Genomic DNA, 19,693 nt, shown 5'->3' on the forward strand with positions numbered 1-19,693 from the left:
GCTGCCGCCTCATCGGGGGAGGTTGCCGGGCGGCAGGGAACGAGAAAATGTACAGCTTCCTTTCCTATTGCAAATTGATAGTAGCCATGCCAGGTATTACTGACGATGATGAATGATGTCACCCTTCGCAAGATCGACCTCAATCTCCTGCTGGCCTTTTCGGTGCTGATGCAGGAGCGCAATGTCAGTCGCGCCGCCGAGCGCCTGCTGCTCGGCCAGCCGGGCCTGTCGGCCGCTTTGCGGCGCTTGCGCGAGGCGCTGGACGATGAACTGTTCGTGCGTGTCGGCCGCGGCCTGCAGCCGACGCCGCGCGCGCTTTCCATCGCCCCGGCGATCGAGGATGCGCTGTCGGGCATCGAGCGCGCCATCCGCCCGCAGGCCGAGTTCGATCCGGCAAGCTGGCAGGGCGAGTTCCGCATCGGCATGTGCGACAATCTCGAATCGGCCTTCTTCGGCCCGCTTGCCGCCCGTCTTCTAAAGTTTTCACCCGGCGCCCGGCTGATCGGTATCGCTTCCGAAAAGCGCGATGCCGCACGCCGGCTGGATGAAGGCGTCTTCGATTTCAGCGTCGCGATGCACGACGAGCCCGCCTCATGGCACATTCGCGCGCCACTGTTCGACCAAGTCTCGATCTGCATCTACGATGCAGCTCAACTCGGGCTGAAGGCGCCGTTGAGCCTCAAGGATTTCGCCAATGTCGCCCATGTCACCGTCTCGTTCGAAGGCAACACCTCGACCGGTATCGACATGGCGCTGAACCGCACCGGCGATGTCAGACAGGTGGTGGCGACCGTCCCGCGCTTTTCCGCTCTGCCGATGGTGCTGAAGGCGATGCCCGCCATTGCCACCGTGCCGGAATCGATCGGTCGCTGCATGGCGCAGTTACATGGGCTGATGCTTTGCGAGCCGCCGCTTTCGCTGCCGGCCGATCCCGTCACGATGCTTTATCGCCGAGTCGACCAGACGGACGGCCGGGCGCGCTGGTTCCGTCGCCTGTTCATCGATGTAGCCAATAAAGCGCTCGAAGCCTCCGGCTGCCGCGTATCCATATCCAGAGCGGCGGCCTGAACTTTTAGAGCTCGCCCTTGTGGAAATAGGCTTCGAGGCGATAGCCGTCCGGGTCGATGATGAAGGCGGCGTAATAGAATTGCCCATAATCCGGCCGCACACCTGGTTCGCCATTATCCGTGCCGCCGGATGCAACGGCGGCCGCGTGAAAGGCATCGACCGCGGCCTCGTCAGGCGCAACGAAGCAGAAGTGCAGCCCGGATCGCATGTCGGCAACAACAGGCTGTTCGACCTGCATCACCCAGAGCCCGACCCTTTCCGGGCCGTAGCCGATCATGGTGTCGGAATTGGAAAGGCGCTCATATCCGAGCGGCGCCAGCGCCGCGTCGTAGAAATGGCGGGCTCTTTCCAGGTCTTTTACGCCGATGGAAATATGATCGAACATGGACTGCGAAACTCCCTATCTTCCGCTAATGACTGCTCACACCCCAAGATGGCTCGACGCCGAGATCTTTCAACCGCCGTTCTAAAGCACGTCGCGCCAAAGTGTGTGGGAGAGGCAATCCTGCGACAGCTGGCGCCTGCGGCAAAGCCTGAGGCCGGACATTGCCGCATCCGTCCAGGTCTCGTTCTAAACAGCACCCTCGGCGACGCTTTGCATCTGCTGCAGGTTCGTCACCTCATAGGTCCAGACTCGAAACGCCTTCAGCACATGCGGACCGAAGGAATTGATGAGCGGTATGTCGGCGGCATCGCGCCCGCGTGCGACGATGATACGACCGATCCGCGGCGTGTTGTTGCGCGGATCGAATGTATGCCATGCACCGTCGAGGAAGACCTCGATCCAGGCGCTGAAGTCCATCGGATCGACGACCGGAATACCGATGTCGCCGAGATGGCCATTGATATATCGGGCAGGAATGTTGAGGCACCGGCACAACGCCACCGCGAGATGCGCAAAGTCGCGACAGACGCCGACACGTTCGTGAAAGGCCTCGAAGGCTGTCCGCGTCGATCGCGCCTGCATGTAGTCGAATTGGATATGGCCGTGAACGAAGTCGCAGATCGCCTGAACACGGCCCCAGCCGGGTGAGACGATGCCGAACATATCCCACGCAATTTGACTGAGGCGATCCGTCTCGCAATAGCGGCTGCCCATCAGGTAGACGAGGCAATCATCCGGCAACTCCGAAACCGGGACTTCCCTGGCGCCAGGCAGCGACCTGTCCGGTTTGCCGTCGTCTTCGATCGTCGCATCGCCCCATATGGTCAGGTCGCCCGGCGGGGCAACCAGCCGAAGACAGCGGTTGCCGAAAAGGTCGCGATAAGTCGATGTGGGAACATCGGGCGTGGTGAAGACCGTTTCCGGAATTCTGATGTCGGCTGCGCGATCATCATGAACCGACAACAGGCATACCAATGCGGTCGGCTGCGGGCAGGTCAGCGTGATTTCATAGCCGTAACGGATCAACATGGAGCGTTCCCGCGCGTCCGGATCCGCCTAGCGGAAATCCGCCGCAGTTAGAGTATAGAAGGCGCGGCGGCGGTAGGAATAGGCTTTGTGTGCCACGTCCTGAATGGAGTTGCGCAGGGCGTCGAACGCCGAAAGCCACCTCGTTTCCGAAGGCTCGGTTCTTTGCAATGTCATGTCGGATTTCGCCAGCGCGCCAACCTCGATGAAGAACAACACCTGGAACATGCCGTCATGGCCGACGAAGCGCACTGCATTTCTCGCCGCATCGAAGCTGCGGCTTTGGTTCAGGAAGGCTAGCGCCATGGTTGAACCGGCGGGGTCTGACGAGCACTCCGGGCGGCGTCCGACAGCCTGAGCCATTCCTTCCGGTATCCTATGTTGAGAAGATTGAAGGACATCATGTCTTTCCCGGCCTGCGAACGGCTCTTGCCGATCACGGCATGATCGGCGTGCACTGGAACGTTTGCTGGGACACGATAGACGGTCGACGAACGGGCGGATTCGATCCGGCGCTCGTGTTCGATCTCCATGGAGTAGCGGCCGGAAGCGCCACATTTGTTTTCCCATGTGCCGACGGCAAAGGCATTCCGTCTTCGTTCGGCTTCGTCTTCATGGCTGTTCACGATGTCAACCTTTCGTCATTCGGGCCGTGGCCATGGCCAAACGTCCTCTCGATCAGTGTTGCGCCGCTGCCGGCGGGCGATAGGGTTACCAGTTCCAGGCTGTCTTCCGTCGCGACCCGCTCATGACGTTCATCGTCGCTGCGGATGCGGTATTGCAGCACATTTCCTCTCAGAGGCAGCGTGGCGGTAATGCGGTATGTCTCGGGAAGCTTGGAGGGAACGACCAAGAACCCGTCCTTCACTCGGACAGTCTGCCCCACCTTGAAGAGATGTGTTGCTGCCTCGCGCCGGGTCGAGCGTCCATTGCGTTGCGGGATGCGCGTAGCGGTCATGACGGTTTGTGGTCCTTTTCGAGCGCGGTTTCGAGATCTGACAGGTGGATAGGCATCATCTGCTGCGTCGGACTCTGCGCGGCGATCGCGGGCAGGTGGATGAAGGCGCCGACCCTTAGCCAGGCAAGCCTGGAAACGCTATCAATCAATTCCTCGTCATAATCGACGCGGTATTCTCCGGCTGGCTGCGCCCCATCGAAACCGGGCAGGCGGAATGGGGATGAAAAGCGGACGACGGTTTGTGTGGTGCGACTGGTCACGGCTGAGACCTCCGCAGGAATACACCGATGTGTTTCCTGTATCGTTGAGATCCGAACCGGACGAACTCGAGGCTGCCGGTACATCCGCGGTCAGCGCCAAGCTCATTCCGGATCGGAATAGGCGAAATCAACGCCGGAACGACGTCATGGATTGCTATCGAAAATTCAGTGGTGATGGCGGGTCGTAGGTCTCTGACACCGCGAAGCCAAGTCGGCCAAATCGACGAGGCCTATCATTGCGCCTCGATTGAGTTTAAATCAAGATAAATTCGGAATTATCTATGAAAAACGCCAAATTAACTCGACGACCATTTAGATAAAATTGGGTGCGATGGCGTAAAAATTCTATTCATTTCCTGATTATTACAAAATATCCGTTCAAATTGATTTCCTGAATTTTTCCAGAAGTGCCCCGTGCGAACAATATTTCTTGGCACTCCTATCAATCGAGTGCCACGAGTGCTATTTATGAATTGCAGCCGCCCTACGCGCCGGCAGCAGAAAGACCTCTATGAAATTCCGTTCACTTCACGACCGCGTCGTCATTCGACGTGCGGAAGGCGATGTCAAATCCAAGGGCGGGATCATCATTCCAGACACCGCCAAGGAGAAGCCGCAGCAAGGCGAAGTGGTCGCAGTCGGCCCGGGCCTGCGCGACAAAAGCGGCAGTCTGGTCCCGCTCGATGTCGAGGTCGGCGATCTCATTCTGTTTGGAAAATGGTCGGGGACCGAGGTCACGATCGATGGCGAAACCCTTCTGATCATGAAGGAGACCGACATCATGGGCATCGTTGAAAAGACCGAAGCGGCTGCCGGCAAAGCCGCCTGAGGGTCGAATTTGTGACCCGCAACTCAAGACCGAACTGGGAAGAAATATCATGTCTGCCAAGGAAATCAGGTTCTCCACCGACGCGCGCGACCGCCTGCTGCGCGGCGTCGAATTGCTCAACAACGCCGTCAAGGTGACGCTTGGCCCGAAGGGTCGCAACGTCGTCATCGACAAGGCCTATGGCGCACCGCGCATTACCAAGGACGGCGTCAGCGTCGCCAAGGAGATCGAGCTCGAAGACAAGTTCGAGAACATGGGCGCGCAAATGGTGCGCGAGGTGGCTTCGAAGACCAATGATCTTGCCGGCGACGGCACGACGACGGCAACGGTGCTCGCCGCCTCCATCTTCCGCGAAGGCGCAAAGCTCGTCGCTGCCGGCATGAACCCTATGGATCTGAGGCGCGGCATCGATCTCGGCGTTACCGCGGTCGTCAAGGAAATCAAGGCGCGGGCGATGAAGGTCAAATCGTCAGGCGAGATCGCCCAGGTCGGCACCATTGCCGCCAATGGCGACGCCGCCATCGGTGAGATGATCGCCAAGGCGATGGACAAGGTCGGCAATGAGGGCGTCATAACCGTCGAAGAGGCGCGAACCGCCGAAACCGAACTCGATGTCGTCGAGGGCATGCAGTTCGATCGTGGCTATCTCTCGCCCTATTTCGTCACCAATGCCGAGAAGATGCGCGTGGAACTGGAGGAGCCCTATATCCTCGTTCACGAGAAGAAACTCGGCAGCCTGCAGGCGATGCTGCCGATCCTGGAAGCCGTCGTACAGACCGGCAAACCGTTGCTCCTCATCTCGGAGGATGTCGAAGGCGAGGCGTTGGCGACACTTGTCGTCAATAAGCTGCGCGGCGGCCTGAAGGTCGCAGCCGTCAAGGCGCCGGGTTTCGGTGATCGCCGTAAAGCCATGCTGGAAGACATTGCCGTGCTGACCGCCGGCCAGATGATTTCCGAGGATCTCGGCATCAAGCTCGAAAACGTCACGCTCGATATGCTCGGCCACGCCAAACGCGTGCTGATCGACAAGGAAAGCACCACGATCATCGACGGCTCCGGCGAGAAAGCGGCCATCCAGGCGCGCATCCAACAGATCAAGGCGCAGATCGAAGACACCACCTCCGACTATGACAAGGAAAAACTGCAGGAACGCCTGGCGAAACTCGCCGGCGGCGTCGCGGTCATCCGCGTCGGCGGCGCCACCGAGACGGAGGTCAAGGAAAAGAAGGACCGCATCGACGATGCACTGAACGCCACCCGTGCGGCGGTCGAAGAGGGCATCGTGCCCGGCGGCGGCGTGGCATTGTTGCGCGCGAAGTCGGCGCTCATGGGCCTGACCGGGGAGAACGCCGACGTGACGGCGGGCATCTCGATCGTGCTCAGGGCGCTCGAAGCCCCGATTCGGCAGATCGCCGACAATGCCGGGTTCGAAGGCTCCATCGTCGTCGGCAAACTCGCCGACAGCAATGATCACAATCAGGGCTTCGACGCACAGACGGAGACCTATGTCGATATGATCGAGGCCGGCATCGTCGATCCTGCCAAGGTCGTGCGCACCGCTCTGCAGGACGCCGGTTCGATCGCGGCGCTGCTGATCACCGCCGAGGTGATGATCGCCGATATTCCCGCAAGAGACTCTGCGCCTGCTGCCGGAAATGGCGGCATGGGCGCTATGGGATACTAGAGCATGATGCCGAAAAGTGTCAGCGGTTTTCGGACGACATCATGCTCTAACTATCTAATGTAGAACAGGATTCAGATTTTAGGCCGACCTCGCCTAAAATCATCCTGTTCTGAGGCCAGCTTGACCCGTTCCGGCGTCGCCGGACGGCACAACCCGAATAACAGACAGGGAGAATTCCAATGTCCGTACAGAGCAGCAGCAAGACATCGATTACCCAGCGTTTCGACAGTTACCAGCCGTCCAAGACGCTTCTCGCCTGGGCCTGCGTCGTCACGGCGATCGCCACGATGATCATCGGCTTCAGCTGGGGAGGCTGGGTCACAGGCGGCACATCAAGCAAAGCGGCCGCCGCCGCCGGCGACACCGCACGCGGAGAACTGGCGTCGGCCATCTGCGTCGAGCGATTCAAGGCGGCGCCGGATGCGAGCGCTAAACTGATCGAGTTCAAGGCGATTACCGAAGGCTACAAGCAGCGTCAGTTCGTTGAAGCCGGCGGTTGGGCGACCATGCCCGGGCAGACTTCAGCCGATAGCCGAAGTGTTCAAGGCTGCGCCACGGCGCTTGCCGTCTGACACCGTTTTTCCAGAGCGCTCCGATATATGTGCGGAGCGCTCCCACTGTTGAAGCAGGAAATGACCCATGATCCGTTTCGTGAAAAAGAACGACCCGCAGCCAGCCGCAGAAGACGCCGGCGAAAGCGTCAAGAAAATCCGCGAGGCAGCCGCCGAGGGGCCTAAGAAAGCCGCCAACGACAGCACGCGTCGCCGCGCGCCGCAGGCGGCGGAAGATGACGACCCGCTTATCTGAGCACAACGCCGCACCGCAGTTCACGACCTAGCGATAGTCCAGCCAGATCCCGCCGGCGTCGGCGGACCGTACGCAGTTTTCGACCCAGCGCACCCCTTCCAGTCCGGCATCGACATCGGGAAAGGTGAGGTCTTCGATCCCCGTAGGGGCGAGGCCGCGCTCTCTGTTGATGGCAAAGCCGAAGCGGCGATAGAGGTTCGCCCAGGCTTCGAAGAGACCTTCCGGGTGGCCGCCGCCGATCCGGTCGTCGATCCTGGCCTCGGGATAGAGATAGCCCATGCCGCGCTCGAGGATGCGAGCCGGTTCGCCCTGGATCTCGTGGGAGAGCTGGTTCGGCCGCTCGTCCCACCATTCGATGCTGGCCTTCGAGCCGACGATGCGGATCTTCTGGCCGTGCATGGAGCCGGCATTGACGGCGCTCGACCAGATGGTGGCGATCGCGCCATTGTCATATTCCATCAGGGTCACCGCATTGTCTTCAAGCGGCGCGCGGCTTTTGACGAAGCTCTGGCGGGTGCAGAGCAGACGCCTGATCTTCAGGTGCGGCAGGATGACCTTGGCGATATAAAGCGGATGGGTCCCGACATCGCCGAGCACATAGCTGGGACCTGCGAATTTCGGATCGACGCGCCAGCGCGTCGCGGGGTTCTGCTCCTCTACCGCAGCACTATGGAAGCCATGGGCGAATTGCAGGTTGACGATGCGGATCTCGCCGAGATCGCCATTCCTGACCATCACGCGCGCCTGCTCGATCATCTGATGGCCGGCATAGCCATAGGTCACGCCGACGATACGGCCGCGCGCCTGGGAAACCGCCTTCAGCTCTTCGGCTTCGGCGATCGTGAAGCAGAGCGGCTTTTCGCAGATCACATGCAGATCATGTTCGAGTGCTGCCTTGCAGATCGCGAAATGGGTATTGTTGGGTGTCGCGATCGACACGGCCTCGATTCCGTCGGCCCGCCCGGCCTCAGCCGCAAACATCGCCGCATAGTCCCGGTAGCTCCTGGCTTCGTCGAGCCCGAGATCAGCGCCGAAGGCGCGGCCGCGTTCCGGATCGATATCGAAGGCGCCTGCCGCAAGGGCAAAAACGTCGTCGCGATGCGCTGCCGAGCGATGAATATAGCCGATCTGGCTGCCTCTGCCGCCGCCGACCATGCCCCAGCGGATCGGCTTTCTCCTGTCATTCGTCATCATCTTTTCCCTAAAAAACCAACCGACCTGAGGTAATCGCGGCTTTGCTTCACATCTTCGAGGCTGCGGGCGACATTCCTCGGATCGCGCTCCTGCTCGACGGTGATGAAGCCGTGATAGCCGATCTCCTCGAGCGTCCGCTTGATGGCGGGGTAATCGATGACGCCGCGGCCGATCGGGCACATGACGCCCTGTCCGCAGGCATCGAAGAAGCGGATCTTCTCGCCAAGCACACGGTCGAAGACGGTCCGGTCGATGTCCTTGAAGTGGACGTAGTCCAGCCTGTCGGCATAGCGGCGAAGCATCTCCACGGGATCCATGCCGGCATAATAGCTATGGCCGGTGTCGAGGCAGAAGCCTGCGATCTCCTGCGGAATGTCGCCTGCCACCCGCTCGATCTCATCGGCGAATTCGATATAGCCGCCTGCATGCGGGTGGATGACGGCGCGCACGCCGTATTTGCGCGCGGCGAGTTCGGCGATCGCCGTGATATTGGCGACCATCCCGGCCCATGCCTTGTCGTCGAGACGCGGCGCACGATCGGAATGGCCGGCGGCATAGTCCCGCTCGTCGTGCCCCCAGTCCATGACCGTGAGATAGGGCGTCCTGAACCGCTGGCCCGCCACTTGCTCCGGCTGCGGCAGCCTGGTGATGACGGTGCAGATTTCCTCCGTCTGTCGCAGCAATGTCTCCCGGTTTTCAGGAGAGACCAGATCGTCGAAGATCGTGCCGGCGACGATGAAGAGATTGCGCTCGGTGAGCGCCTTTGCAACGAGCGCATCATCGAGCGGCACGTAGCCATAGGGCCCGAGTTCGAGGCCGCCATAACCAGCTGCGGCCGCCTCGTCGAAGACGCGTTCCCAGGCGGGAAGGTTTGGATTGTTGACGTCATCAACGCCCCAGCAGCAGGGGGCTGTCGTAATCGTGATGGTCACGGTTTTATTCCTGAAAAGTGGGGTGCCCGAGCGGATGTTGACGATCAGCCAAGTTTCCCGGGCCAGTACTTGTCGACATATTTCTGGATTTCGGAGCGCATGAAGCGGCCGGAATCATCGGCACGCTCCTCCCAGCCGAAGACGCAGGCGGTGATGATGCCGTCGAACCCGACCGCGGCGAGCGAGGAGAAGAAGACATCCCAATTGATCTCGCCCTGGTACATATCCATGTGCTGATGGATGGTGACCTTCGCGCCCGGCGGATTGATGATGTAGCGCAGCCCGGATGACGCCTTGTGGTTATAGGTATCGGCCACATGCACATGGGCGATCAGCGGGCCGGCATCGCGGATCATCCGCGCCATGTCGTCACCGAAATAGAAGGTGTGCGGCGCGCAATAGAGGAATTTGACGTTCTTCGAGCCGATGGTCTTCAGCATGTCGATCGCCGGATGCAGCGTCTCGCACCAGTCTTCCGGATGCGGTTCCATGTTGAGCGTGACGCCCTCGCGCTCGAACACCGGAACGAGCTCCTCCATCGAGCGCCACCAGGCAGCCTCGCTGTGCTCGTGGGTATGCATGCCGCCGCAGCAGCTGGCGCGGTGGCTGCGATCCGGCGACGGCCCGCGACCGAATTCCGAATTCATCGTATCGCAGCCCATCTCAGCCGAAATCGCGATCGCTTCCTTCCAGTAGCGCACCGCCGCCTGCCGCTCGTCCTCATGCGGGCTCGCCCAGCGATACATCGGCAGGATCGAAGCGAGCTGGACGCCGTGATCCTTCAGGGCCGACTTGAATTCCGCGATGCGTTCCTTGTGCGCCCGCGGGCGCACCCACCAGGGCAGAAAATCGTCGCGCGGTGAAAGCTCGATATGCTCATAGCCAAGCTCCGCCGCCTTTCGGCAGAGGTCGCGCAGATTGAGGTGACGGTGCATATGCGGGTCGAGTGCGATCTTCATCTGGTTCCTCCGTCATCCTTCGGCCGCATCGGGCCGGCGGGTGATCCTTGATCTCGTTTGTTGCGGACGTCCGGTGCTCCTCCCGGATTGCCAGCACGATACTGCTGCAGTGCCCCCATGCTCCAATGCTTCCTTGATCAAATTTGATCATTGACCGCACAGCAGACCGATGCTCTGTTGTGGCAGCTTTGGGAGTGGATGAGCCCTGATGAAGGTGACTTTGAAGGATGTCGCGACGCAGGCCGGCGTTGGCACCGCGACCGCGGAGCGCGTCCTCAACGGCCGCGGCGGCGTACGGCCGGAGACGGTGGAGAAAGTCTTCCTGGCGGCAAGACGGCTTGAATACCGGCAAAGCCTGCCGGTCGCCCATCGCGGCCTGATCCGGATAGAGGTGATCCTCGTTCGTCCGGAGACCAGTTTTTATTCGCGTCTGAACCGGGCGTTCGAGCGCATTGCCGCCTCGCTCGACGACAGCATTGTGGTTCACCGCACCTTCGTCCGCGAGAACGAACCGGCGCAATTCGCCCGCTACATCGCCAACCCGACGGCACGCCGGTCGGCGCTGATCGTGGTTGCGCCCGACCATGCCGATGTCGTCACCAGCGTGCGCAAGGCGGCCGGTCTCGGCATTCCCGTCGTCCAGATCATGACCCGTCCGGCCCCTGAACTGCCCTATGTCGGCATCGACAACTATGCTGCCGGACGCACCGCGGCTCACTACATGTCGGGCATGCTGGCGCAGCGCCCCGGTTCGTTCGTCGCTCTCTGCCACAGCGGCGCCTATGAGAACCATAAGGAGCGGATCCGCGGCTTCTCCAGCTATCTCTCGGACAACGCTTCGAATGAGGGCGCAAACGAACATCGTTTCATCGAGGTCATGTTCGACCTCGATGACGAGCACAATGCCATCGAACTGCTGCAAGCGGCCCTCCGGCGCGAACCCGGCATTATCGGCGTCTATAGCGCCGGCGGCGACAACAAGGGGGTTGCCAGGGTGCTCGCAGCCAACAAGACTGGGCGGCCTTTCTGGGTTGGCCATGAACTGACCGAGCAGACGCAGGACTATCTCCGCCGCGGCATCATGTCGATCGTGCTCGACCAGGCGCCGGAGGTGCAGGCGAGGCGATCGATAGATCTTGCCTTGAACAGGTTGGGCCTCATCGAGGTGGAGGTCAGCGCCGAGCCGGTGCGCTTCCTGACGATCACACCGGAAAATCTCTGAGACGGGATGAGGATGCCCGGACAATCCGCTCGAATGGGCGCCCAGCGGCTTTCACGACGCCGGCGCGACCTTACTGCAGCTGCGGTTTCTTAAGAAAGCTGTTGCGGTCGGCGGATTTGATGCGCAGCCAGGCTTCCCGGCCGTTCCTGAGGATACGCATGGGGATCTCGGCGCCGGCGGGGCCGCTGCTCCAGAGCTTGCGATAGAAATCGGCCAGGCCATCGACCTCTTCGTCGCGGATCTCCGAAATGATATCGCCTTGACGCAGGCCCGCCTGGGCGGCCGGGCCGTCTTCGGCCACGCTCATGACTACCACGCCGCCATTGCTCTCGGCGGAGAAGGCGCCGAGCCAGGGCCGCGGCGGCTTGTTGACCTGGCCCCGGTTCAAGAGATCGTCGAGGATCGGCGGCAAAAGGTCGATCGGCACGACCATGTTGATATCGGCAACCTCGTCGCCATGGCTCATTTGCAGGCGAAGCGAACCGATGCCGAGAAGCTTGCCGTCCGAACCGATCAGGGCCGCGCCGCCCCATGAGGGATGGGCTGGTGCTGTGAAAATCGCCTCGTCGAGCAGATATTCCCAATAGCCGGCAAATTCCTGTCGGGCGACGATATTTGCCTCGACGAATTCTCCGATGCCATCGGCCAGCACGACGGGATCGCCGGGCTTGGCCGTGGCCGCGTCGCCGAGATCCACCGCCGGCGCATTCAAGGCCCCAAGCGCCTGGACCAGGCCGAAGCCGCTTTCCTGATCATAAGCAAGCGCATGCGCGGGAACCACGCGCCCGTCATGGGTCGTCAGCCAGACCTCTTCGGCCTCGGTGATGAGATAACCGATGGTCAGCACCAGCCCGTTGTCGCGAATGACCACGCCGCTGCCTTCCCGGACAGTGCCCAGCGTCTCCGCCGTGAAGGCATCTTCCGGAATGGAGGAACGGACGGCCACGACTGACCGCAAAATCGGATCGATATTCATACTTTTCATCCCGATAGACGCCGGCGCGAAAGGCCGAAATCCGGCGCATTCTTCCTTGAATAGGTAAGAGAATGGACGGCGGGTGCAAGACCGTATCGGAGGGAATTTCGGCAGGCCAACGCGCGACCTCCCTCCGATGCCTGCACCAATCAAGGTTTCACTGAGCGCCGAGACTATCTCGCATGGCACCGGCGGGCGGCTGAGCGCGACCATATTGCCGCGGCGAGCATCCCATCACTCTCTTGAAAGCGGTGCTGAATGCGCTTTCGGATTCATAACCGAGCGACAGGGCGACACCGGCAATTGCTTCGGCCGAGTTTGTCAATCGGTCACCTGCGAGAAGCATGCGCCAGCGCGTCAGATAATCCATCGGCGCAAGCCCAACCTTTTCCTTGAAGTGGAGAGCAAAACTGGACCGGGACATCGAGGCCCGTTCAGCCAGCGACTGCAAGGTCCACTTGCGGGCTGGATCGGCATGCAGGGCACCGATAGCCGCACCGATCCGTCGGTCGGTAAGCGCGAAAAGCCAGCCAACACCGCGCGCATTCGGCGACGCGATATGGAGGCGCAACACCTGCATGAGCATGACATGAGCAAAATGCTCCGCCATCAGAAAGCCACCCGGCTGCTGGTCGCGCAATTCGCGCGTCATCCGATCGAGGCACCAGCGTAGCACGGTGGCGTGATCGGAATCCCTCTTCACATGGACGATCGGTGGGAGGATTCCGAGAAGGATATCCGAATTTCCTCCCGAAAAGGAAAAACGGCTGCCGATCAGGAAGAAATCGCCACCGCCATTGCAAGTCGCAATGCCGTCGCGGGCGATCGAATAGATCGCATCGGACGGGATCGCTTCGAGCGCCGGATCGCTGGCGAGACGAAAGGCTCGGCGGCTCGTCAGCAGAAAGCAGTCGCTTTCCTCCAGGCGGACAGCTTCGGCAACGCCATCGACGCTCAGCCAGCAGGCGCCTGAAATCACCGCGTTGAACTTGATGCCATCAGGGGGTGGAAAATCGATCGCCCAAGCGCCGCCAGCGTCAAGCCCCGCGGAAACATAGCTGCGCGGTTTGAGCAATGCGAGAACATCGGATAACGGGTCCATGTAAAAATCCGGACGATGGCGAAGAGATATCGGACTTTAGCGCATGGATCGTCTGGAGACCACGCCTTATTCTCGCGACCGTCATCCCGAGCGAGGGCAACGTCGCAGAACAAAGGTAAATATCATGAATGACAAACAAGTCCCCATCGGCTCCGGATTTGGAGCCCACACGACGGCCGGCGAGGTTCTGGCCGGTCTTGATCTTTCCGGCAAGCGCGCCATCGTCACCGGCGGCCATTCCGGCCTCGGGCTCGAGACCACGCGCGCTCTGGCGGGCGCCGGCGCCAAGGTAACCATCGGCGCAAGGAGCATCGAGGCGGCGCGCAGCGCGGTCGCCGATATCGATGGCGTAGAGATTGATCGGCTCGACCTTTCCGACCTCGAAAGCGTTCGCGTCTTTTCCGAGCGGTTCGTCGCATCTGGCCGCAGCATCGACATTCTGATCAACAGCGCCGGCATCATGGCCTGCCCGGAAACGCGTGTCGGCGACGGATGGGAGGCACAGTTCGCGACCAATCATCTCGGCCATTTCGCCTTGGTCAACCGCCTTTGGCCGGCGATCTCGCCCGGCGCTCGCATCGTTTCGGTTTCCTCCGGTGGCCATCACAACTCGGCCATACGATGGGAGGATGTGCAATTCGAGATCGGTTACGACAAATGGCGGGCCTACGGTCAGTCGAAGACCGCCAACGCACTTTTCGCCGTGCATCTCGACAGGCTCGGGCGCGACACCGGCATCCGTGCCTTCTCGCTGCACCCGGGCAAGATCTTTACCCCCTTGCAGCGCCATCTCGCAAAGGAGGAAATGGTCAGTGCCGGCTGGATCGATGCGGACGGCAACCCGATTGATCCGACATTCAAGACGCCATCCCAGGGGGCCGCGACGCAGGTTTGGGCGGCGACCTCGCCGCAACTCGACGGTATGGGAGGCCTCTATTGCGAGGATTGCGATATCGCCGTCCGCGCAACGGTTGGAGAACCCGGCGGCGTCAGCGACCATGCAGCCGATCCCGAGGAGGCGGCACGCCTGTGGAACTTGTCGGCAAGGCTGACCGGCATTGACGCTTTCGCGGCGTACGCCTGAAGCCATAGCGCGCCGCAAACCCTCGTCAAGGCGCGCTGAAGACGCAGCGATTGTCTTGCCGTCCTCGCGCCTCACGCAGGCCTTCTCGGGTGAAAGCCCGATCGGCAAGCCGAGCGGATCGTCAGCACGTCATTGGCACACACGCCGCCGAAATCGGCCTGCGACGGCGCGGTCGCCGTGCCAGATTGTATTTGCGCAGATAGCAGTCAAGTCCGGCGACAATCCGTCATTAAAACGTATCAAGGCAAGCGCAAAAGCTGCGCCATTCCGTCTTGCGTCGTTCTCCGGACTTGGCGCGCGACATTTTTCGTGACAGCGGCATTGTGCAACAATATACGGTCAATCTCATCAGGAATCAGACCGACACGGATCATGACATGAAAGACTGGCATCCCGATCTCAGCCGCAGCAGCAGTCCGCGTTATATGGCGATCGCCGATGTGATCGAAATGGATCTGCGCAGCGGACATCTGGTGGTTGGGGACCGGCTGCCGCCGCAACGCGAACTCGCCAAGCGGCTGAATGTCGATTTCACGACGGTGGCGAGAGGTTATGTCGAGGCGCAGAAGCGCGGGCTTGTGGATTCGCATGTCGGCCGAGGCACCTTCGTTACCGGTGGCGCGGACAAGGAGCGCCAGGGATCGACGCCCGACGCTGCGCCCGATCCCCGCCGCGCCTCCATCGTCGATTTCTCGATGAACATGCCGCCGGAAACGGACGACCCCGAGCTGATCGCCCGCATGCGCGAGGGCATGTCGGCGGTGACGGCGAACCTAATTCCACTCCTGCGCTACCAGGGCTTCGGCGGCTCTAGCATGGACAAGGAGGCTGCTGCCTCCTGGCTCAGCCGTCGCGGGCTGGTGCCCTCGCAGGAGCGCATCTTCGTCACACCCGGCGCCCATCCGGCCCTTCTGGCGATCTTCGGCCTGCTGGCAAAACCGGGCGAGACCGTGCTTTCGGAAATCATCACCTATCCCGGCATGCGCTCGATCGCCGCCCAGTTGCGGCTCAATCTGACGGGCCTGCCGATGGACGAGGACGGTATCCTGCCGGACGCCTTTGCCGAGGCCTGCGAAAGATTGAAGCCGAAGGCGCTCTATCTCAATCCGACGCTGCAGAACCCGACGACGCTGACCATTCCGGCCCGGCGCCGCGAGGAGATCTGCGCCGTTGCCCGCAAATATCACGTGCCGATCGTCGAGGACGATGCCTATGGTTTCATTCCGCAGCACGGCCCGGCGCCGCTCGCCGCAACAGCGCCCGATCTGACCTGGCATATCGGCGGACTGGCGAAATGCATCGGCGCGGGCCTGCGACTTGCCTATGTCGTGGCGCCTGACAGCAAGGCCGTGTGGCCCTTCGTCAGCGCCATGCGCGCCAACAATGTTATGGCCTCGCCACTGACCGTGGCGCTCGCCACCCGCTGGGTCGAGGACGGCACCGCCGATACGATCCTGCGTTTCATCCGTGCCGAGGCCGCCGCCCGTCAGCAAATGGTCGCCGCCATCCTGCCGGCCGGCAGCTACCGCGCTGATCCCATCAGTTTCAACATCTGGCTGCCACTCTCCAACGGCTGGACCCGCTCCACCTTCGGCAGCCATACCCGTTCTTCCGGCATCGGCGTCGTCGCAAGCGATGCCTTCACAGTCGAGGGCACGGCACCCGAGGCCGTGCGTGTCTGCCTTGGCGGACCGATCACCCGGGAGAAACTGCAGGGAGCACTGGAATTCATGGCCCACGCGCTGGAAGGTCCGCCGGAAATGGCGGCGTCGTTCTTCTGACACAGAGCCCAGCTCCGAGCTGATCAGGCACGAGCGGTTGAGATCAGATCGGTCGCGCCCAGATCTATCGGGGCATGAGCGAAGCGTAACCGTCACGCTCACCACCATCACCTTCACGGCTGATCCGCCCTGGCTGCCAGGCCTGGCTGCGCCCCAAATGCTGCTTGATAAATCTGCAGTCAGCTTGCTGCCGGCATGCGCTGGGGAGCTCTGCGGCATTCTGGCGAATTGACTGGTAATTTCTCTATAATGTAATTATTTTGAATGCAGTCATTGCAGATATTGATAGTATCGACGTTTGCGGAGCAGGAAAGCGAGATCGTCATGGACACGGAATATCCCCCACTTCCTCCGATGCAGACCGGCATCAAGGGGCGCTGCCCGCGCTGCGGCCAGGGCCATATGTTCAAGGGCTTCCTGACGCTGCAGCCGGAATGCGAGGTCTGTGGTCTCGATTACTCCTTCGCCGATCCGGCCGACGGTCCGGCCTTCTTCGTCATCTGCTTCGCCTGCGTCCCGAGCGTGCTGCTCGGCGTCTGGCTGGAGGTGGCCTTTTCGGCGCCGATCTGGGTACAGCTTCTGGTCACCGGTCCCTTCATGCTCGCCACCTGCATTCCGCCGCTGCGGCCGCTGAAGGGCTGGCTGGTGGCCAGCCAGTATTTCTACAAGGCGGAAGAGGGCAAGCTCGCCTAGATCCAGATTCTATAGGGCCTATTTCAGCGTCGCGCGCAGGCGCGGCGTCGCGAAATCGAGCAGCGCCCGCAGTTTCAGGGGCACTAGTCCCTGCGTGGGATAGACGAGATGCACCGGCGCCGGCGGCGGTTCGAAATCTTGGAGCAGCGGCACCAGCAGGCCGGCCATCTCGGCGCGTGCGGCCTGGTAGGAGAGCACGCGGGTGATGCCGAGGCCGGCGACAGCCGCATCGACCGCGGCCTCGGCGGTGTTGACGGCAAGCCGCGAGCGGATCGGCACCGTGAGATCATGTTTCCCCTCGGTGAATGTCCAGCTCAGCATCGAGGCCATGCCCTCGAAGGTGACGCAGTCATGCCCGGCGAGATCGCCTGGGTGCCGCGGGAGGGCGTGCCGTGTCAGATAATCCGGGCTGGCATAGACCGTGCGGCGGATCGCGCCGAGCCTTGTGGCGATCAGGTTGCTGTCCGGCAGGTTGCCGATCCTGAGAGCCACGTCGATGTGATCCTCGACGAGGTTCGACAGCCGGTCGCCAAGCATCAGCCGCAGATTGATATCGGGATAGGCTTTCAGGAAATCCACCACGACAGGCAGGACATGCAGCCGCCCGAAAACGATCGGCGCGGTCATCGTCAACTCGCCCTTGGGGGCGCTGTATTCGCCGGCCGCCGTCCGTTCCGCTTCTTCCACCCGATTAAGAATTTCCCGCGCCGCCTCGACATAGGAGCGGCCGGCTTCCGTCAGCGTGACCTTCCGGTTGCTCCGTTGCAGCAATTGGGCGTTGAGATGGGCTTCCAGTTCCGAAACCTTGCGGCTGACGGTTGCGAGCGGCGATCGCAGATGCCGTGAGGCGGCCGACAGGCTGCCCTGTTCGACAACGGCAAGAAGCACGCTCATGGCGTCGAGGCGGTCCATTCTATCTTTCCATGAATTGGTAAGATGCCTCCCAGATTAGCATTCTACTGCAGCCAGATGGAAGGCAGTAAATTATGCCGCAGATGGTTCGAAGCGGCCATCGCCAACCGCGTCCCGTCGATTAGAAGACCAGAGGAACCATCATGAAACTCTATCACCACCCGCTTTCCGGCCATGCCCACCGGGCTCACCTGTTCCTGTCGCTGCTTGGCGTGCCCTATGAACTGGTCGAGGTCGACATGGCGGCAGGCGCCCACAAGGCGCCGGACTTTCTGAAGCTCAATCCCTTTGGCCAGGTGCCGGTGCTCGACGACAATGGCACGGTCATTGCCGATTCCTCTGCCATCCTCGTCTATCTCGCGCGCAAATACGGCCGCACCGACTGGCTGCCGGAAGAGGCGGTGGCCGCGGCGCGGATACAGAAATGGCTCTCGGTTGCATCAGGCGAGATCGCCTATGGGCCATGTGCCGCGCGCCTGGTCACCGTCTTCGGCGCCGATTTCCGCACCGACGAGGTGATCGCCCGGGCGCACCGCATTCTGGCGCTGATCGAGGCGGAGCTCCACGGCCGCAGCTTCCTGCTCGGCGACAATCCTGCGATCGCCGACATCGCGCTCTACAGCTACATCGCCAATGCGCCGGAGGGTAATGTCGATATCTCGGCCTATCCAAGCCTTCGTGCCTGGCTTGCGCGCATTGAGGCGCTGCCGGGTTTCGTCGGTTTTCGCAAGACCAAGATCGGCCTTGCCGCGTGACAAGCCGCCGGGGCAGGTCGCTGCCCCGGTTCCCCCAAATGCCGCCCTGAAGGAGGCCGTGATGCTGGAACAGACAAGACAGGACGCCACATCGCCCTGGCATGCGGGCGAACTCGCCATGCAGCGCAGCGTCGGTGTCGCTGAACGCATGGACGGGCCGGGCCGTAATTTCGTCCGCAGGGCCATGCCGGAGCAGCACCGCGCCTTCTTTCCGATGCTGCCTTTCGTCGTGCTCGGCGCCGTCGATGCCAAGGGCGATGTCTGGGCAACGGTGCGGGCCGAGCGCCCGGGTTTCATGGCTTCGCTGGAGCCGGAGATTCTCGAGGTCCGCCTGCCGCGCGACGCAGCCGATCCTGCCGATGCCGGCATGGAGGATGGCGACGCGATCGCGATGCTCGGCATCCAGCTCGAGACCCGGCGGCGCAACCGACTGAACGGCGTGATCCGCAGGAAGGACGCTGGAGCATTCCAGGTGCGCGTCGGCCAGAGCTTCGGCAATTGCCCGCAATATATCCAGCTTCGCTCTTCCGCCTTCGCCCGCGATCCCGATATGCCGACTGCAATGCTGCCGCTTCACTCCGGCCAGCTCGACGATCGGGCGCTAGGGATGATCGAGGGTGCGGATACCTTCTTTGTCGCCTCCTATGTCGACCGGGAGAATGGCGAGCGGCAGGTGGACGTGTCCCATCGCGGCGGCAATGCCGGCTTCGTGCGTGTCGGCGCCGACGGCGTGCTGATCGTTCCCGATTTTCCCGGCAATCGGTTCTTCAACACGCTCGGCAATTTCCTCGTCAATCCGAAGGCGGGGCTGGTCTTCATCGATTTCGAAACCGGCGACATGCTGCAGATGACGGGCAGGGTCGAGGTGCTGCTGGATTCACCCGAGGTCGCCGCCTTTCAACGGGCGGAACGGCTGTGGCGTTTCACGCCGGAAGAGATCGTGCTTCGCCCGGATGCCCTGCCGCTGCGGTGGAGCCGGCCTCCCGGCCTTTGAGAAATACCGTCTCCACGCGGCTTGCCAAGCATTGTACCGATCAGTACAATGATAACCATTCAGTACAGGAGC

At 61.7% G+C, this 19,693-nt stretch carries 23 protein-coding genes; 11 read left to right on the forward strand and 12 right to left on the reverse strand.

Annotation, left to right across the window (positions count from 1 at the left end; all coding sequences use genetic code 11):
- Positions 1 to 105: 105 nt before the first annotated feature.
- Complete coding sequence (locus BA011_RS02775; RefSeq protein ID WP_065279363.1) at positions 106 to 1,068, forward strand: LysR family transcriptional regulator; 963 nt, start codon at positions 106 to 108, stop codon at positions 1,066 to 1,068.
- Positions 1,069 to 1,072: 4 nt separating this feature from the next.
- Here the strand turns inward: BA011_RS02775 and BA011_RS02780 are convergent, their stop codons facing one another.
- From BA011_RS02780 to BA011_RS02805, 6 genes are all read right to left on the reverse strand, one after another.
- Positions 1,073 to 1,453, reverse strand: a complete 381-nt coding sequence (locus tag BA011_RS02780; RefSeq protein WP_065279364.1) for a VOC family protein — start codon at positions 1,451 to 1,453, stop codon at positions 1,073 to 1,075.
- A 186-nt stretch (positions 1,454 to 1,639) separates the two neighbouring features.
- Positions 1,640 to 2,482, reverse strand: a complete 843-nt coding sequence (locus BA011_RS02785) for a transglutaminase-like domain-containing protein (RefSeq protein WP_065279365.1) — start codon at positions 2,480 to 2,482, stop codon at positions 1,640 to 1,642.
- Positions 2,483 to 2,509: 27 nt separating this feature from the next.
- A complete protein-coding gene (locus tag BA011_RS02790) occupies positions 2,510 to 2,785 on the reverse strand; it encodes a DUF1488 domain-containing protein (protein WP_017959660.1) in 276 nt (91 codons plus the stop codon).
- The gene (locus BA011_RS02795; RefSeq protein WP_065279366.1) at positions 2,776 to 3,105 is read right to left on the reverse strand and encodes a hypothetical protein; all 330 of its coding nucleotides are present in this window, start codon (positions 3,103 to 3,105) and stop codon (positions 2,776 to 2,778) included. The genes BA011_RS02790 and BA011_RS02795 overlap by 10 nt, the downstream gene beginning before the upstream one ends.
- Positions 3,102 to 3,437 (reverse strand): hypothetical protein, encoded by a 336-nt coding sequence (locus tag BA011_RS02800; protein ID WP_065279367.1) that lies wholly within the window; start codon positions 3,435 to 3,437, stop codon positions 3,102 to 3,104. The genes BA011_RS02795 and BA011_RS02800 overlap by 4 nt, the downstream gene beginning before the upstream one ends.
- Positions 3,434 to 3,697 (reverse strand): hypothetical protein, encoded by a 264-nt coding sequence (locus tag BA011_RS02805; protein ID WP_065279368.1) that lies wholly within the window; start codon positions 3,695 to 3,697, stop codon positions 3,434 to 3,436. The genes BA011_RS02800 and BA011_RS02805 overlap by 4 nt, the downstream gene beginning before the upstream one ends.
- A gap of 511 nt (positions 3,698 to 4,208) precedes the next feature.
- Here BA011_RS02805 and BA011_RS02810 point away from each other — a divergent pair.
- The 4 genes from BA011_RS02810 (at position 4,209) to BA011_RS44105 (ending at position 7,017) form a co-directional block, all read left to right on the forward strand.
- Positions 4,209 to 4,526 (forward strand): co-chaperone GroES, encoded by a 318-nt coding sequence (locus tag BA011_RS02810; protein ID WP_065279369.1) that lies wholly within the window; start codon positions 4,209 to 4,211, stop codon positions 4,524 to 4,526.
- Positions 4,527 to 4,575: 49 nt separating this feature from the next.
- Positions 4,576 to 6,210, forward strand: coding sequence for a chaperonin GroEL (gene groL, locus BA011_RS02815; protein ID WP_065279370.1), 1,635 nt, complete (start codon positions 4,576 to 4,578; stop codon positions 6,208 to 6,210).
- A gap of 179 nt (positions 6,211 to 6,389) precedes the next feature.
- Positions 6,390 to 6,782 carry a hypothetical protein gene (locus tag BA011_RS02820; RefSeq protein ID WP_003546705.1) on the forward strand — a complete coding sequence of 131 codons (393 nt, stop codon included), beginning with the start codon at positions 6,390 to 6,392 and terminating at the stop codon, positions 6,780 to 6,782.
- Positions 6,783 to 6,849: 67 nt separating this feature from the next.
- Positions 6,850 to 7,017: a hypothetical protein gene (locus BA011_RS44105; RefSeq protein ID WP_017959667.1), complete on the forward strand. Its 168-nt coding sequence runs from the start codon at positions 6,850 to 6,852 to the stop codon at positions 7,015 to 7,017.
- 27 nt (positions 7,018 to 7,044) lie between these two features.
- Here BA011_RS44105 and BA011_RS02825 read toward each other — a convergent pair whose 3' ends face one another.
- From BA011_RS02825 to BA011_RS02835, 3 genes are read right to left on the reverse strand one after another with little or no spacing between them, the layout of a single operon-like run.
- Positions 7,045 to 8,211 (reverse strand): Gfo/Idh/MocA family protein, encoded by a 1,167-nt coding sequence (locus BA011_RS02825; RefSeq protein ID WP_065279371.1) that lies wholly within the window; start codon positions 8,209 to 8,211, stop codon positions 7,045 to 7,047.
- A complete protein-coding gene (locus tag BA011_RS02830) occupies positions 8,208 to 9,143 on the reverse strand; it encodes a TIM barrel protein (RefSeq protein WP_065279372.1) in 936 nt (311 codons plus the stop codon). The genes BA011_RS02825 and BA011_RS02830 overlap by 4 nt, the downstream gene beginning before the upstream one ends.
- Positions 9,144 to 9,187: 44 nt before the next feature.
- On the reverse strand, positions 9,188 to 10,102 hold the full coding sequence (locus BA011_RS02835; RefSeq protein WP_065279373.1) for a sugar phosphate isomerase/epimerase family protein: 915 nt from the start codon (positions 10,100 to 10,102) through the stop codon (positions 9,188 to 9,190).
- Between the two features lie 208 nt (positions 10,103 to 10,310).
- On the opposite strand from BA011_RS02835, the gene BA011_RS02840 reads away from it, so the two are divergent.
- Positions 10,311 to 11,324 carry a LacI family DNA-binding transcriptional regulator gene (locus BA011_RS02840; RefSeq protein WP_065279374.1) on the forward strand — a complete coding sequence of 338 codons (1,014 nt, stop codon included), beginning with the start codon at positions 10,311 to 10,313 and terminating at the stop codon, positions 11,322 to 11,324.
- 70 nt (positions 11,325 to 11,394) lie between these two features.
- Here the strand turns inward: BA011_RS02840 and BA011_RS02845 are convergent, their stop codons facing one another.
- Positions 11,395 to 12,300: a S1C family serine protease gene (locus tag BA011_RS02845; protein ID WP_026158598.1), complete on the reverse strand. Its 906-nt coding sequence runs from the start codon at positions 12,298 to 12,300 to the stop codon at positions 11,395 to 11,397.
- Between the two features lie 157 nt (positions 12,301 to 12,457).
- Positions 12,458 to 13,402 (reverse strand): AraC family transcriptional regulator, encoded by a 945-nt coding sequence (locus tag BA011_RS02850; RefSeq protein WP_027665141.1) that lies wholly within the window; start codon positions 13,400 to 13,402, stop codon positions 12,458 to 12,460.
- A gap of 124 nt (positions 13,403 to 13,526) precedes the next feature.
- Between BA011_RS02850 and BA011_RS02855 the strand changes: the two genes are divergently transcribed.
- The 3 genes from BA011_RS02855 to BA011_RS02865 all read left to right on the forward strand — a co-directional run bounded on the left by BA011_RS02855 (position 13,527) and on the right by BA011_RS02865 (position 16,960).
- A complete protein-coding gene (locus BA011_RS02855; protein ID WP_065279375.1) occupies positions 13,527 to 14,486 on the forward strand; it encodes an SDR family NAD(P)-dependent oxidoreductase in 960 nt (319 codons plus the stop codon).
- A gap of 377 nt (positions 14,487 to 14,863) precedes the next feature.
- On the forward strand, positions 14,864 to 16,267 hold the full coding sequence (locus tag BA011_RS02860) for a PLP-dependent aminotransferase family protein (RefSeq protein WP_065282388.1): 1,404 nt from the start codon (positions 14,864 to 14,866) through the stop codon (positions 16,265 to 16,267).
- 324 nt (positions 16,268 to 16,591) lie between these two features.
- Positions 16,592 to 16,960, forward strand: a complete 369-nt coding sequence (locus BA011_RS02865) for a DUF983 domain-containing protein (protein ID WP_065279376.1) — start codon at positions 16,592 to 16,594, stop codon at positions 16,958 to 16,960.
- 18 nt (positions 16,961 to 16,978) lie between these two features.
- Here the strand turns inward: BA011_RS02865 and BA011_RS02870 are convergent, their stop codons facing one another.
- Positions 16,979 to 17,872: a LysR family transcriptional regulator gene (locus BA011_RS02870; protein WP_065279377.1), complete on the reverse strand. Its 894-nt coding sequence runs from the start codon at positions 17,870 to 17,872 to the stop codon at positions 16,979 to 16,981.
- 143 nt (positions 17,873 to 18,015) lie between these two features.
- On the opposite strand from BA011_RS02870, the gene BA011_RS02875 reads away from it, so the two are divergent.
- Positions 18,016 to 18,627 (forward strand): glutathione S-transferase family protein, encoded by a 612-nt coding sequence (locus tag BA011_RS02875; protein ID WP_065279378.1) that lies wholly within the window; start codon positions 18,016 to 18,018, stop codon positions 18,625 to 18,627.
- Between the two features lie 61 nt (positions 18,628 to 18,688).
- Positions 18,689 to 19,621, forward strand: coding sequence for a pyridoxamine 5'-phosphate oxidase family protein (locus BA011_RS02880; RefSeq protein ID WP_065282389.1), 933 nt, complete (start codon positions 18,689 to 18,691; stop codon positions 19,619 to 19,621).
- Positions 19,622 to 19,693: the final 72 nt, after the last annotated feature.

The organism is Rhizobium leguminosarum (assembly GCF_001679785.1).
Taxonomy (GTDB): domain Bacteria; phylum Pseudomonadota; class Alphaproteobacteria; order Rhizobiales; family Rhizobiaceae; genus Rhizobium; species Rhizobium leguminosarum_R.

Coding starts and splice junctions, on each gene's coding strand:
- BA011_RS02775 (WP_065279363.1), top strand. CDS start 106: ATGATGAATGATGTCACCCTTCGCAAGATCGACCTCAATCTCCTGCTG.
- BA011_RS02780 (WP_065279364.1), bottom strand. CDS start 1,453: ATGTTCGATCATATTTCCATCGGCGTAAAAGACCTGGAAAGAGCCCGC.
- BA011_RS02785 (WP_065279365.1), bottom strand. CDS start 2,482: ATGTTGATCCGTTACGGCTATGAAATCACGCTGACCTGCCCGCAGCCG.
- BA011_RS02790 (WP_017959660.1), bottom strand. CDS start 2,785: ATGGCGCTAGCCTTCCTGAACCAAAGCCGCAGCTTCGATGCGGCGAGA.
- BA011_RS02800 (WP_065279367.1), bottom strand. CDS start 3,437: ATGACCGCTACGCGCATCCCGCAACGCAATGGACGCTCGACCCGGCGC.
- BA011_RS02810 (WP_065279369.1), top strand. CDS start 4,209: ATGAAATTCCGTTCACTTCACGACCGCGTCGTCATTCGACGTGCGGAA.
- groL (WP_065279370.1), top strand. CDS start 4,576: ATGTCTGCCAAGGAAATCAGGTTCTCCACCGACGCGCGCGACCGCCTG.
- BA011_RS02820 (WP_003546705.1), top strand. CDS start 6,390: ATGTCCGTACAGAGCAGCAGCAAGACATCGATTACCCAGCGTTTCGAC.
- BA011_RS44105 (WP_017959667.1), top strand. CDS start 6,850: ATGATCCGTTTCGTGAAAAAGAACGACCCGCAGCCAGCCGCAGAAGAC.
- BA011_RS02825 (WP_065279371.1), bottom strand. CDS start 8,211: ATGATGACGAATGACAGGAGAAAGCCGATCCGCTGGGGCATGGTCGGC.
- BA011_RS02835 (WP_065279373.1), bottom strand. CDS start 10,102: ATGAAGATCGCACTCGACCCGCATATGCACCGTCACCTCAATCTGCGC.
- BA011_RS02840 (WP_065279374.1), top strand. CDS start 10,311: ATGAAGGTGACTTTGAAGGATGTCGCGACGCAGGCCGGCGTTGGCACC.
- BA011_RS02845 (WP_026158598.1), bottom strand. CDS start 12,300: ATGAATATCGATCCGATTTTGCGGTCAGTCGTGGCCGTCCGTTCCTCC.
- BA011_RS02850 (WP_027665141.1), bottom strand. CDS start 13,402: ATGGACCCGTTATCCGATGTTCTCGCATTGCTCAAACCGCGCAGCTAT.
- BA011_RS02855 (WP_065279375.1), top strand. CDS start 13,527: ATGAATGACAAACAAGTCCCCATCGGCTCCGGATTTGGAGCCCACACG.
- BA011_RS02860 (WP_065282388.1), top strand. CDS start 14,864: ATGAAAGACTGGCATCCCGATCTCAGCCGCAGCAGCAGTCCGCGTTAT.
- BA011_RS02865 (WP_065279376.1), top strand. CDS start 16,592: ATGGACACGGAATATCCCCCACTTCCTCCGATGCAGACCGGCATCAAG.
- BA011_RS02870 (WP_065279377.1), bottom strand. CDS start 17,872: ATGGACCGCCTCGACGCCATGAGCGTGCTTCTTGCCGTTGTCGAACAG.
- BA011_RS02875 (WP_065279378.1), top strand. CDS start 18,016: ATGAAACTCTATCACCACCCGCTTTCCGGCCATGCCCACCGGGCTCAC.
- BA011_RS02880 (WP_065282389.1), top strand. CDS start 18,689: ATGCTGGAACAGACAAGACAGGACGCCACATCGCCCTGGCATGCGGGC.